The sequence below is a fragment of the Pseudobutyrivibrio sp. C4 genome (assembly GCF_900111635.1).
In the GTDB taxonomy this organism is placed as follows: Bacteria; Bacillota; Clostridia; order Lachnospirales; family Lachnospiraceae; genus Pseudobutyrivibrio; species Pseudobutyrivibrio ruminis.
Genome location: NZ_FOHF01000001.1, coordinates 688,356 through 702,828, shown reverse-complemented (window position 1 = coordinate 702,828; position 14,473 = coordinate 688,356). Strand labels below are relative to the sequence as shown.

The window sequence follows — 14,473 nt, the reverse complement described above, 5'->3', positions numbered from 1 at the left end:
TAGTTTGACCATAGATAAAATCTATTAAGAAAGTTATAATTATAAATAAATCTATTGATGGTTATTAAGGGGCAATATTTAGGAAGGTTAGAAAATGACTTTAAAACAGCTTAGATACGTAGTAGAAGTAGCAGAAACAGGAAATATTACAGAAGCAGCAAAAAGGCTGTTTATCGCACAGCCAAGCTTAACATCTGCAATCAGGGAACTGGAAAATGAATACCACATCACCATATTCAACCGTTCCAATAAGGGAATCGAGATCACTCCAGAGGGAGATGAATTCTTAGGATACGCCAGACAGGTGCTGGAGCAAACAAATCTTATAGAAGAGAAGTACACAGGCGCAGGCCACAGCAAGCAACGTTTTTGCGTATCAGCCCAGCACTATTCCTTTGTAGTGGAAGCATTTGTAGAGCTGCTAAAGCAGTATGGCGGTGACAAATATGAGTTTCATATGAGAGAGACACAGACCTACGATATCATCGAGGATGTGGCAAGGCTCAGAAGTGAAATAGGTATTCTGTATCTGAACAAATTCAACGAAACTGTCATAAAGAAAACCTTACGTGACAATGGCCTGGTATTTCATTCTTTATTTAAGGCGAAACCACATGTCTTCATTGGAAAGAACAGTCCACTTGCCAAGAAGAAAGCGCTGACGCTAGATGATTTGAAGGACTATCCTCGCCTTTCCTACGAGCAGGGAAGCCACAACTCCTTTTATTTTTCGGAAGAAATACTTAGCACCATTGATAGTGACAAGGAAATAATTGTAAGAGATAGAGCGACGCTATTTAATCTTCTTATAGGCCTTAATGGTTACACCATATGCAGCGGTGTAATCAGCGAAGAATTAAATGGACCTAATATTATTGCGAAGCCACTAAAGGTGGATGATTATATGGAAATCGGTTACATCTTACCTAGCAATATGCCACAGACCACGCTGACAAAAAACTACATAGAAATGCTTATGAAGTATACTAAATCTTAAGAAAAATGGAGAAAGAGCCAGTCCCTATAAAATACATAGCAACTGGCTCTTTTAAAATGTTATCAATCAATAAGTATGTTAACAGATATCTTGCAAAGTTCTATTGGTTTGGCATATTATGTCGATTTGAAGACATAAATGGTATACTTACACTAGAATATAGAAGGGGGATAGTAGATGCTTAGAATTGCGATTGTTGAAGACGAAAAAGAATGTCAGGCTAGCTTGATAGAGCATTTATCCAGATATGAGAAGGAACATGCAGACAATTTCATCGTCAGAACATTTTTTGATGGAATTGATATCTTGGATGATTATACTTCAGAATACGATTTGATTTTCTTGGACATCCATATGAAATATCAGGATGGAATGACTACGGCGAAAAAGATTAGAGAGCTTGATGATAGCGTAATCATTGTTTTTATCACAGCTCTTGCACAATATGCCATTGATGGATACAAGGTCAACGCATTAGACTTTATACTGAAGCCGGTGGTATATGAACAATTCCAAGGAACTATGGACAAGGTTTTAAAGACTGCTGACAAATATCAAAAGAGCAAGGAACTAATTGTCGCAGAAGATGGAGCCAAAAGAAAAATAGATACAGAGGATGTCTATTATATAGAGGTAGTTGGGCATACTATTGTTATTCATAGTAAATCTGGCATCTTTGAAACTAGAAGTAAAAGTTTAAAAGCCATAGCGGAAGATTTAAGAGAATACGGATTTGTTCAAAGTGGACAATCTCATCTTATTAATCTTAAATATGTGGATAGAATAAAAGGTGATGTGGTTACCGTGGCAGGAGATGAGCTTTTTCTTAGCCGAAGCAGAAAAAAGGAATTTATTACAGCCTTTGGTGATTATGTAGGAATGGAGATATAGCTATGGATAGTTCTTTCAATGTTGGATATCTTCTGGAAATGCTAATACCTGTTTTGGGAATATGTAGTGTACTTAATAAAAAGAAATATCCATTGATAATAGGTGCGGCTTGTGTTTGTTTGGGGCTTCTTCTTGACGTTGCCATGACAGGAGTGCTTGTTCTGTTTGGATATGAGGGGTCAGATTATTCGGATATAACTCCATCTACATATATATTCCTTTTGTTTTGGTTTATGGCGATATGGATAGCGGTGATATTTGGAATATATTTTGCTACAGAGGTAAATTTTCACGAGGCAATCTATCTGTTTGCGATTAGCTATTGTATTGAGCATATTTTTTACTGTATAAGAGAACTCTTTGATTATTGCACAGATGGCAGAATACCGGATAATCAACCAATACTATATACCGTCTGTCTTATAGGCTCTTTTATAATGGCTTATTTTTGGTTTGCTAAATCTACAGTAGTTGATGGCAAATATTTGATAGAGACTCTTTCTGCTACATCTGCCACAGTTGTAATTTTGCTTGTGGTTTGGTTTTTAAGCATTATTTCGAGTTTTAATAATATTGGTCATATTCATGCGGTGTATGCTATTTTGGCAAGTCTATTTATTTTGATAAATCAAAGGGCTCAGCTTATCAATGAAAAAGAAAGAAGAGCATTTAGAATTAAGGAACAACTTTGGAAAGATACCCAGGTGAGATATCAGTTTTCAAAGGATGCCATGGCGGTAGTCAATCAGCATTATCATGATATGAAACATCAGATTAATGCTTTGGCTAATATGGAAAGTGATGAGAAAAGACGAGGCATTCTATCTGAGATGGAAAACGACATAGCCATATATGATGCTGTAGTTCGTACAGGTAACGATCTTCTAGATACAGTTTTGACTGAAAAAAAGCTGATATGCCATAGTAAGAAAATAAGGATGAGCTGTATGGCTGATGGGGAGCAGCTCAAGTTTATGGATGAAATTGATTTGTATACTTTACTTGGTAATGCCTTAGACAATGCGATTGAAGCAAATGAAAAGATTTTAGATAGAGCAAAGAGATGGATATCAGTGCAGATTCAAAATAAAAAAGGGATTATTTTAGTAGAAATCATTAATCCATACACGGGTACAATTAAAATGCAGCATGGCCTGCCTATCACATCTAAAAGTGACAAGCTAAGCCATGGATATGGCACCCAAAGTATCAAGGCTATTGTAGAAAAATATGATGGCAATTTAACTATTAAAACTGAAAATGATAAGTATTTACTTAGAATTATTTTTTCTGAGTAGAGATGCAGATTATGACAAAAAATGTGCAGGCTGTGACAAGGCCTGCATTTTTTTAAATGATTTTGTTATTCTCTCGATAAAGTTATCAATCGGGGTATGCCCCAAGAAAAGGAGAATGCAAATGAGCAAGGGAAGAAAAATTATTGGAACATGCATCCGCTCAATTCTTATTATCGTATTTGCGATTATAATTGTAGCGGTTAACAGCATCTTACCAAACTATGCAAGAATGGTAGATAGTATGCTGGGAGGCATTAACACAAAAATTGATAATTCGGATGTTGATACTACAGGTCTTGACTTACAGTACAACAAGGCGGATTACGATGCAGATTCTATTAAGACTGCAGAGGCAGATCTTCATCAGAGGATTGCTGATGAAGGAACTATTTTGCTTGAAAATGAGGATGGTTTTTTACCTCAGACAGCTGATACTACATTTAGTTTCTTTAGTGTGAATTCAGCAACAGTAGCAGCAAATGATAGTATGATGGGTGGTAGAAGTCTTGCTGATATTTTTGATTCGGCAAATGTATCTATCAATAAGACACTTTTTGATTACTACAAAGAGCAGTCTGAAAGCTATGGCTTAGGGGCTGGTTCTATATCATTTGGTGATGGTGAGGATTTTTCGATAAATGAAGTACCACTTTCTGAACTTCAAGCCAATGATGAGGTAATGAATTCAATCAAAGATACAGTTCCTGTTTACTTCTTAAAGAGAGTAGCAGGTGAGGGAAGAGATATGCCTCGTTCTATGTACAATCATGCTGATAATGCGCAGGATCAGGCAAAGACATATCTGGAACCAGACAGCACAGAGCTTGAAATCATCTCATATTTGAATGACAACTTTGATGGAGTTATTCTTGTGAGCAATTCAAATGCAGCACTTGATCTTGATTTTGTTAAAGATTATCCAAATATCAAGGCTGTAATCTCAGCAACAGCAATTGAGTCATTGCCTTATATTTTAACAGGTCAGGTTAATCCTTCAGGTAGAACAGTTGATACTTTTGCTGCAAATCCACTTGAATCACCAGCTGCTATGAACTTTGGTGATTATCAGTATTCTGATTCAAACGGTGACCTCACAAAGTACAACTATGTTACTTACGAAGAAGGAATCTACGTTGGATACAAGTATTATGAGACAAGATACGAGGATGTAACTCTTGGCCGTGAAAATGCAGGAGACTTTGATTATGATTCAGAGGTTGTTTATCCATTTGGATACGGATTGTCTTACACCACATTTGAATGGTCTGATATGAAGACATCATGGGATGGAGATACTTGTAACATTGAAATCACAGTTACTAACACAGGTGATGTGGCTGGCAAAGATGTAGTTGAAATCTATGCCCAGAGTCCTTACACAGATTACGATATTGAAAATGGCGTTGAAAAAGCTTCTGTACAGCTTGTAGCATACGATAAGACAAATGAGCTTGCAGCAGGCGAGTCACAGACAATGTCACTTAGCTTCGATAAGTCTCAGTTAAAGGCATACGATGCTAATAATGCAAAGACTTATATATTTGATGCCGGTGATTACTATATTACTGCAGCAAAGAATGCACATGAGGCAGTAAACAATATTATTAATACAAAGCTTGAGGATACAACAGATGAACCTACATCTGAGTTTGTATCAGTTTACACACCTGATATTACAGAGGTTGATACTGTTACATATTCAAAGGATAGCTATTCAGGTGAAGAAATCACTAATCAGCTTGATGATGCTAAAGGAGATGCTACATACCTTACTAGAAACGATTGGGTAGGAACATTCCCAACTCATGATGGTACAGCAAGTGCCCAGATAAGCACTTGGGGAAATGAAATCAATGGAGATGACGGTGCATCTTATACATATACTAAGACTGCATCTGATGAGTTGATAGCACAGTTAGATAGTTTTGAATCAGGAACTACTGTAGATCCAGAAACTCTTTCTGATACAGAGATTGTTTATGACAAAGATAATGGACTTAAACTCATTGATATGCGTGGTCTTGATTACGACGATCCGCTTTGGGAAGATTTATTGGATGAGCTTTCAGCTGATGAAATCTACAATGCAATCGGTGTAAGCGGATACGGAATCGAGTATATCAAATCAATTGAAAAGCCATTCAATATTGATGCAGATACTGCTTCAGGTCTTATTTATGGTGGAACAAGTGCAATGTTCCCAAGCGCCATGACAATGGCTCAGTGCTGGAATCCATCACTTGCAATGGAATACGGCACTATGATTGGAAATGAAGGCTTACTTGGCGGTGCGGATGGTTGGTATGCACCATCAATGAATATTCATCGTACTCCATTCTCAGGTAGAAATGGTGAGTATTATTCAGAGGATGCTTTTCTTTCTGGAACTGTTGCTTCAAATGAGGTAATTGGTGCAGCTTCAAAGGGTATGTACACATATATCAAGCATTTTGCATTTAATGATCAGGAGAATCATCGTGGTGACAGAGATGGTCAGTACAGTATTGCAACATGGCTTAACGAACAAAGTGCCCGTGAGATTTACCTTCTTCCATTTGAAATGTGCATGAAGGCAGGAGACGTTACTCTCAATTATGTTGAAAAACAAGATGATGGCTCTTATGCAAATGCATCTAAGGAAATCAGAGCATCACAGGCTGTGATGACATCATTCAACAGAGTTGGTGCTACTTGGGCAGGTGGCGATTACGGTCTTATCACAGGTATCCTCAGAAATGAGTGGGCTTTTGATGGTCTTGTTATGACAGATAATGCCAATACTGGTGTATTCATGGATGGTTACCAGATGACAGAGGCAGGAGCAGATGTGAAGCTTACCTCACTTCCTTCAGCAGCCAGATATGATTTTGATAAAAATGATGCTGCAACATACTATTATGCAAGACAAGCTATGCATCACATGCTTTACATTATCGCTAATTCAAAGGCAATGAATGGAGCAATGCCGGGAAGTCATATTAAAGATGGCACAAGAATCACAACTCACATTATGCGTGTTGTAAATGTTTTATTTGTTCTTCTTATACTTCTTGAGATTTACAAGATATTTAGACTTTTTAAGCCTACTGCTAAAAAGCTTGCAAAGCTTCAGGCTAAGGCAGAGAAGAGAGCAGCAAAGAAAGCTAAATAATATTGTGTGCAACATTTTGAATTATCAGTGAACTATCTGTGAAAACGCAAAAATGTCAGAAATTAAATGCTATAGTAAGTGATGTAGTCACTATGCTAAGGAGGGGCTTTTACTATGGCAGGAGAAGCAAAGAAGAGGGGTAGTTTAAAGACAATTCTTGTTGGAGTTGTAATGGCATCTGTAATACTTTCTGCAGCTATTGTTTCGGTATTTTCTATTATCAATACTGTAAACACAAACAATACTCAGGTTGAAGTTTATAGATCGAGACTTGTTGAAGATGATAAGCTTAAATTAAAGCATGAGACAGAAGAAGCAATGAGTATCTGTGCGGTCATGTATGGCAGATACCAGAATGGTGAAATGACACTGGCAGAGGCTGAAAAGGAGTCGGCTGATATTATTCGCGAGCTTAGATATGATGATGGGAACGGTTATTTCTGGGTTGATACATCAAAAGGTGTGAATGTAGTTCTTTTAGGCAGAGATACAGAAGGTCAGTCTAGATGGGATGCTACAGATTCATCTGGAAATAAATATATTCAGATGATGATTGAAAACGGTATGCAAGAGGGCGGTGGCTATACCGAGCTTATGTTTGCAAAGCCAAATGAGACTGAAGAACTTCCAAAGATTAACTATACAGCTTACTATGAACCATTTGATTGGGTAATGGGTACTGGCGTATGGGTTGACGATTTGGATGTAGTTATTGCTGAGTATCAGGCACATGCTCATGAAGCACTGATGAAGACTATCATAGAAACTGTAGTAATTATGCTTGTCCTTGTTATTATAGGTGCTGTTGCAGCCTTCCTGGCAGGAGGCAAAATCACACAGCCTATAACTAAAGCAGCTAATCAGATGATTCGAATGTCTAATAGAGACTTTACAGAAAATGAAGCAATGGAAGAGGTTCGAAAGCTGAAGAGCCATAATAATGAAATTGGCGCAATATCTGAGGCTTTGGATATGATGCATGAAAATATTCGAGATTTGATGATTCAGATTTCCGATACAACATCATCAGTTGCATCAGCATCAGAAGAGCTTTCTGCATCTGCTTCACAGTCAGCTGAGGCCAGTGAGATGGTTGCAACTTCTTGTACAAATGTTGCAAACTCATGCTCAGGCCAGATTAGTGCAGTAACAGATGCTAGCTCAGAGACAGATTCATTTGTTACAAACATGAAGGAGTTCAAGGAAGCAATTAATCGTTCTTCTGAAATGATTAAGTCAACAAATGAAGCTGCTATCAACGGAGCAGCAGATATGACTAATGCAACAGATATGATGAACACAATCAAGGATTCAGTTGAGAACTCTGCAAGAGTAGTAGATGACCTTGGTGAGAGATTAAAGAGTATTGATGAATTCGTTGTAACAATTGCAGAAATCGCAAGCCAGACAAACCTTCTTTCATTAAACGCTTCAATTGAGGCTGCTCGTGCAGGAGAGATGGGTAAAGGATTTGCAGTTGTTGCTAGTGAAATTTCAAAGCTTGCTGATGAATCAAATCAGGCAGCCCAGAAGATTAATGAGCTTATTGCAGCTATCATGAACAATTCTAGAGAGGCTGTAGAGGCTATGAAACAGGGCGCTGAAGAGGTTATCAATGGTTCTGAGCTTGTAAACGAAGCGGGCGAAACATTCAATAATATTGTAAATATGGTTAACTCTATTTCTGAGGAATCCAATACAATGAGCGCCATCGTAGAACAGCTTTCCGGTGGAACAGATACTATCGCAAAGAATATCCATGACATAGAGCAGATGAGTATTTCAGTTGCAGATGAGACTTCAAATGTATCAGCTGCATCTCAGGAGCAGACTGCATCATCATACGAGGTTGCACAGGCTTCTGACCGTCTTGCAGGTAATGCTCAAGAGCTTCAGGATTTCGTTGCACAATTCTCTTTATAATAGATATGTATATTTTAAGGCAGCTAGTTCACTCTAGCTGCCTTTTCTAGATTTAGTATTAATTTGTCTTTTAGTATACAAATTGTTGTAAAAAAGTGGTAAACTAAATTCAGGATAATACGCATAGAAGGGAGAAGTTTATGCAAAACGAATATAATGGAAAACCTATTTTTAGGCATCGTTATGTAAGCATGGACGAGGAATCCATTCGTGGGGAGATTGATAGACTTCAGGGGGAAATCTACGCTATGCAGCAGACCTTGGAGCTTTTTGGTCATGATAATAATGACATTAAACAGCAGGTGGCTGACAATCAGGAGCGTAATGAAAAATTACTTAAATCTTTAGAGGCAAAGGTTAATGACCTAAAGGATTCTCTAGATTATGGCACACCATTGAAAAAGCAATTGGATAGTGTCACCAAGGATTTTTCAGCAAAAATCGAAGAAGTGTACAATGCGGACAGACTTAAAAAGCAGGAGAGAAGCATGTCCACTTTGACTAGTCTTACCGTTATAAATACTATTCTTTTGATTGTGCTGATAGGACTGATTGGATATTCAATATTATTTATTTAACTTGGAGTAAATGATTTATGAATTGGGTTGCAGTTAATATTTGTGTTATTATTGTAGGCATTTCTGCTCTTGTGGGTTTGCCTTTCTACTTTAAAAGAAAGAACGCTTTGCAGGCGGCAAGAGAAGAATTTGAATACTACCTTAAGCTGATGGTGCAAATGGACAAACAGTATGCACCACATGTGAAATTACTTACAAACAATCTTAATACAATTAATTATTGGTTAAAGACAGGCAGGGATCCTAGCGAGAGTGAAGAGGATTCAGAAAAGGCGGAAAAAGAAAACAGATTCTTTGCTGGTCTGATGAATCCTGTAGAAGCCAAAAAATGGAAGGATGCCGTTAAAAAAGCAAAAGAGGATGACGAAGAGGACCTTGAAATGAAGTCGCTTCGTGTAAATGAATTCGAGGTTACTGGTATGGAGCCTTCGGATGTAGATCAAGCTAGCATGAAGTTTTGGTACTCTACCGATTTTGGAGAGAACATTTTCTACTGCGTTACTCCAAATGCACTCACAAAGCATCTATATAAGAATGTTTTGTTTTTTACTACAGCTAGACCAAGCAACATACCTTTAGTATATCCATACAAGTACGAGGGTGCACAGATGCTTTCTTTATACAAGCACCCTGCTCAGACAGTTTGGTTTTTAAAGAACTGGAAACTTATCAGAGAGGGGCTTGAAGGGGCAGGAGCTGATACTGTAGCTCTTGACGAGAGCATCACAAACGATTTTGATTTATAAGAGGATTTTAAATGGGAACAAAGGCTGAACAAGAGAAATTCACCAAAGAATTTCTTGAGAGAAAACCTAATAGATGTTCGAAATGCAAGGGCCGCATTCGCTATATAGGCGGGGGACGCTACGAGTGTTTTGAGTGCGGGAATCAGGAAATAGATGATTTCGGCAGAGTCAAGGAATACATCGATGAGCATGGTGCTACACCAGCCATCATTATTTCAGAGCACACAGATGTGCCTGTTGATATTATCAATGGCATGCTTCGCCAAGGCCGTCTGGAGATTCCAGAGGGGAGCCCTGTATATGTGCAGTGCGAAAGCTGTGGCTGCAGCATCCGCTACGGACGCTATTGTCCAGATTGCATTCGTTCTCGCACAAACAGCCTCAAGGGTGTTTTCTTCAACCCGGAGGTAGGAGAGAAGCCTCAGCGCGAGGTAAAGAAGGAAGATGGCCGCATGCACTTCCTGAAGTTTGATAAATAAATGGAAGATAATTAATAAAGCTAGCATGTAGTTGTAACATTCTAGCTTTATTTTTTTATAGGCACTTTAGTCTGCTAATGCGTTACCGTGCTGTGCTGACAAATGTCCGCAAATGGTGTACAATCCAACCTGTTGCGAAGATTATATTCGCTAATTATTTTTATTAAAACAGGTGTGAAATGAAGCAGATATTAAAGACAGCATTGATTGTAGTACTTGGAAATTTTATTTATGCCTTGGGAGTTGCTTTTTTTATTGAGCCATCTGGCTTAATTACTGGCGGCGGCACCGGTATAGCATTGTTCTTTCACCATATGCTTGGTTGGAAGGTCCCTCATGTGGTATTTGTAATAAACACATGTCTATTCCTTATCGGATGGAAGGTGATGGGGCGCAGGTTTGCGGCCAATTCATTACTTTCAACTTTCTGTTTTCCAGTAGAACTTCATATAGCGGAAATACTTGCAGTTTATTTTAGGCCTACTGATGATATAGTGCTTTGCACTGTGTTTGGTGGACTTTTAATAGGTGTCAGCCTGGGAATAGTTATTCGTACAGGCGCATCGACTGGAGGAATGGATATTCCACCTATAGTTCTAAACAAGTTCTTTGGAACCCCTATTTCAGGTGCTATGTGGGTATTTGATATTTGCATTTTAGTATTGCAGGCTTTATTTACAGAAAAGACTTTAGTGCTTTATGGAATAATCCTTGTAATTATATATACAAACACTCTTGATAGAATGCTTATCCTTGGAAAGGCAAGAACTCAGATTAAGGTTGTCAGTAAGAAAAGCGACGATATTCGTAGAGCAATTCTTCAGGATATCGACCGTGGTGTTACGGTGATGTATGGTCGTACAGGCTACCTTGGTAAGGATACTGAAATCACTCTTTCAATTGTAACAGCAAGAGAGCTTGCCAAGACTGAGCAGCTTGTTCATGAAATAGATCCAGAAGCATTTATTATTGTAAGTCGTGTTTCAGAAGTTAAAGGACGAGGCTTTACAGAGCAAAAGAAATATTTATAATCATCTGATTATTATCAAATAATTAATTTCATATTGTTGAAAGATAACATGTGGATAACTCATTAAATTTTACGATAAATTTTGGAGAGTTATCCACATTTTTTATGCAATAGCAAAATATGGCCTCTAAATCAAAAATAGAATGCAAGTATACTTGCAAGATTCTTTCTGAGAACTCTTTACCATGCTAAAGAGTTTTGCTACAATCAAAAAGATAAAAATGGAGTTTAAGGAGAGAAAAATGCCAGTATTTGATTTTGCACAGGAAGAAAAAGACAACAGCGAGGCAGTAAAGACATACACTACTTTTCAATCTGATGAGCCTCAGGCTAGTCCAGAAAAGCCTATTATTATAATAGAAGATAAGGATGGCAAGCTGAGCCATCATGTAAATGGTGTGTTTACAAATCCTATTGCTAGAAGCAGCTTTGAAGCTGAGCTTGCAGATGGGGTTATTTCAAAGGATATATTGCGGGTGGATTCTCGTTTTGTCAGCTTGATTGGATGGCTTGGAGAGAATCACATTCCAGTTAGACTTTCCGGTGCAAACACTGAGGACGGCTATGCAGTTTATAAAATTCGTGAGACATCAACAGGAAACGGAAAACTATCATCAGAGGATGGCTTCCTACAGTTTATGATGGAACGTCTTTTTGCGTCTAATCCACCTTCAGAGGAAGAGCTGGATGAGGAGGATGCAGAAGACGGAGATGATATGAAGCTTACCAGCATTCAGTCTATCACCGATTTTATCACCTGCGCTGGCAGAACATTTCCTGATAATATTCGCCTTTGGGCTAGAAGAAATCTGGCTGTAGCAAAATCTGCTGAGGTTACAATTGAGGAGAGGCGTCATGCTCAAAGAGCTCTTTCAATCATGACAAGTATCCAGTGGAAGAGTGATTATTTTGAGGCCATTGATCCGGTTGAGGCAAGACGAATTCTTGATGAGGAATTGTACGGTCTTGAATCAGTGAAGCAGCGAATTATGGAGACTGTAATTCAGGTTAATCGTACTCATACCTTGCCAAGCTATGGCTTGCTTTTGTGCGGCCCGGCGGGAGTTGGTAAATCCCAAATCGCATATGCGGTAGCTCGTATTCTGAAATTGCCATGGACAACTCTTGATATGAGTTCAATCAATGACCCTGAGCAGCTTACTGGTAGCTCTCGTATCTATTCAAATGCTAAGCCTGGTATTATTATGGAAGCCTTTGCAAATTCAGGCACAAGCAATCTGGTGTTTATCATCAATGAGTTGGACAAAGCAAATTCCGGCAAGGGCAACGGCAATCCAGCTGATGTGTTATTAACTCTTCTTGATAATTTGGGATTCACTGACAATTATATGGAATGTATGATTCCAACTATGGGTGTTTATCCAATCGCTACAGCAAACGTAAAGGCTGATATTTCAGCACCACTTATGTCCAGATTTGCAGTAATCGATATTCCAGATTATACAGTGGAGGAGAAGAAAGAAATCTTCCGCAGATTCTCATTGCCAAAGGTTTTAAAGCGAATTGGAATGAGCCCGGAAGAGTGTCAGGTAACAGAAGACGGACTTGATGCTGTTATGGAAAAGTTTGTAATTTCGACAGGAATCAGAAACGTAGAACAGGCCGCAGAGCACCTTGCAGCAAACGCTTTATATCAGATAGAAGTTGATGGTGTAAAATCAGTGGTATTTAATAGAGAAATGGTTGAAAAACTTTGTTAAATGGGGTTTACAAAGTCTTGTTTTTTATGTTATGTTTTTTATGTAAAATTCAAACAATATATTCAAATTAAAGAAAGGAGAACAGCTATGGATAAATCAGACAGTCATGGGCGATTATGCTGCGACGAGACATTTTTTATACATATGATTAGCTGTTCTTTTTGTTAATATCAAAAGAGCTTTGTTTTCATGTAAGTAAGGAATGTCATCGTCATCTAAATCAGACATGACATTCTTTTTTTATAGCGGAGAAAGTAACATGGAAACAAAGGATTTATTAGAGGACATCAAGTTACAAGAAATCATCGACCTGCTACGTTCTAATATCAGCGCGGAGGAGCTCATGGAGGCTCTGGACGATTATCATGAAAATGATATCGCTGAAGCGTATGAGGCGCTGGAGCCAGAGGACCGTAGAAGGCTGTTCGATATCTTGGGAGCTGAACGTCTATCAGAGATTTTCCCTTATATTGAAGATGTAGGTGAATATTTAGCAGAGATTACACCAGAGCAGGCTGCTGACGTCCTGGAAAACATGGATGCCGATGATGCGGTTGATGCTTTGGAAGATATCGAGGATGAGGAAGAGAGAGAAAAGCTTATCGCCCTCATGGATAAGGATGCATCTGCCGATGTACGACTGATTAATTCTTACGATGAGGATGAAATCGGTAGCATGATGACTACCAACTTCATCGTTATCGCAAAGAACTTCACTGTTAAGCAGGCAATGCGTTCGCTGATTTCTCAGTCAAAGGACAACGACAACATCAACACTATTTATGTTGAGGACGAGGACAAGAAATATTACGGTGCTATCGAGCTTCGTGATCTTATTTTAGCTCGCGATTACACCCCATTGGACGATATCATCAGTCATAGCTATCCAAGCGTAAAGGCTGACGCAATGATTGCTGATACAATCGAAGATTTGAAGGATTACGCTGAGGATTCTATTCCAGTTCTTAATCCAAATGATGAAATCATTGGTGTTATCACATCTCAGGATATCATCGAGGCCGTAGATGATGAGATGGGTGAAGACTACGCTAAGTTGGCTGGTTTGACTGCAGAGGAAGATTTAAATGAGAGCTTGCCAGAGAGTATAAAAAAGCGTATTCCATGGTTGTTGCTTTTACTTGGCCTTGGTCTTGTAACAAGCTCAGTTATCGGTATTTTTGATAAAGTAGTTGCATCAGTTGCAATCGTTGTTGTGTTCCAGTCATTGATTCTTGATATGGCAGGAAACGTTGGAACACAGTCACTGGCTGTTACTATTCGTGTGCTTATGGATGAGGAGATTTCAGGTCTTGAAAAGGCCAAATTTGTCCTTAAGGAAATGCGAGTTGGTGGTACAAACGGATTAATCCTTGGTGTATTGGCATTATTCTTTATAGCCTTATATTTACATGTATTTAAAGGCTATATTTGGTTTGCTGCCTTTAGAATATCAAGTATCGTTGGATTTTCACTTTTTATTGCTATGATAGTATCAAGCTTTATCGGAACTATCATTCCAATTTTCTTCCACAAGATTAAGGTGGATCCAGCCGTTGCTTCAGGTCCACTTATCACAACAGTAAACGATTTGGTTGCTGTTGTTACATATTATGGTTTAGCTGGATTATTATTAGTTGGACATATTTAATTGTCTACGGG

At 38.4% G+C, this 14,473-nt stretch carries 11 protein-coding genes; all 11 read left to right on the top strand.

All coding sequences use genetic code 11. From position 1 onward, the window contains the following. Nucleotides 1-94 precede the first annotated feature (94 nt). The 11 genes from BMY66_RS03305 (at nucleotide 95) to mgtE (ending at nucleotide 14,462) form a co-directional block, all read left to right on the top strand. Nucleotides 95-997, top strand: coding sequence for a LysR family transcriptional regulator (locus BMY66_RS03305; protein ID WP_090394110.1), 903 nt, complete (start codon nucleotides 95-97; stop codon nucleotides 995-997). A 177-nt stretch (nucleotides 998-1,174) separates the two neighbouring features. Continuing rightward, nucleotides 1,175-1,888 (top strand): LytR/AlgR family response regulator transcription factor, encoded by a 714-nt coding sequence (locus BMY66_RS03300; protein WP_090394109.1) that lies wholly within the window; start codon nucleotides 1,175-1,177, stop codon nucleotides 1,886-1,888. Nucleotides 1,889-1,890: 2 nt separating this feature from the next. Then, nucleotides 1,891-3,186, top strand: a complete 1,296-nt coding sequence (locus BMY66_RS03295) for an ATP-binding protein (RefSeq protein ID WP_090394108.1) — start codon at nucleotides 1,891-1,893, stop codon at nucleotides 3,184-3,186. Between the two features lie 121 nt (nucleotides 3,187-3,307). Next, a complete protein-coding gene (locus tag BMY66_RS03290; RefSeq protein ID WP_090394107.1) occupies nucleotides 3,308-6,337 on the top strand; it encodes a glycoside hydrolase family 3 N-terminal domain-containing protein in 3,030 nt (1,009 codons plus the stop codon). Nucleotides 6,338-6,451: 114 nt separating this feature from the next. Continuing rightward, a complete protein-coding gene (locus BMY66_RS03285) occupies nucleotides 6,452-8,260 on the top strand; it encodes a methyl-accepting chemotaxis protein (protein WP_044933876.1) in 1,809 nt (602 codons plus the stop codon). 140 nt (nucleotides 8,261-8,400) lie between these two features. Further along, nucleotides 8,401-8,838, top strand: a complete 438-nt coding sequence (locus BMY66_RS03280; RefSeq protein ID WP_090394106.1) for an FtsB/FtsL family cell division protein — start codon at nucleotides 8,401-8,403, stop codon at nucleotides 8,836-8,838. A 17-nt stretch (nucleotides 8,839-8,855) separates the two neighbouring features. Beyond that, nucleotides 8,856-9,584, top strand: coding sequence for a hypothetical protein (locus BMY66_RS03275; protein ID WP_090394105.1), 729 nt, complete (start codon nucleotides 8,856-8,858; stop codon nucleotides 9,582-9,584). A gap of 11 nt (nucleotides 9,585-9,595) precedes the next feature. Beyond that, complete coding sequence (locus tag BMY66_RS03270) at nucleotides 9,596-10,063, top strand: hypothetical protein (RefSeq protein WP_090394104.1); 468 nt, start codon at nucleotides 9,596-9,598, stop codon at nucleotides 10,061-10,063. Nucleotides 10,064-10,242: 179 nt separating this feature from the next. Next, entirely contained in the window at nucleotides 10,243-11,094 is an 852-nt protein-coding gene (locus BMY66_RS03265; protein ID WP_044933882.1) for a YitT family protein, read from the top strand. Nucleotides 11,095-11,335: 241 nt separating this feature from the next. Continuing rightward, nucleotides 11,336-12,814 carry an AAA family ATPase gene (locus BMY66_RS03260; RefSeq protein ID WP_090394103.1) on the top strand — a complete coding sequence of 493 codons (1,479 nt, stop codon included), beginning with the start codon at nucleotides 11,336-11,338 and terminating at the stop codon, nucleotides 12,812-12,814. Between the two features lie 259 nt (nucleotides 12,815-13,073). Continuing rightward, complete coding sequence (gene mgtE, locus BMY66_RS03255) at nucleotides 13,074-14,462, top strand: magnesium transporter (RefSeq protein ID WP_044933886.1); 1,389 nt, start codon at nucleotides 13,074-13,076, stop codon at nucleotides 14,460-14,462. The last annotated feature ends 11 nt before the right edge of the window (nucleotides 14,463-14,473 follow it).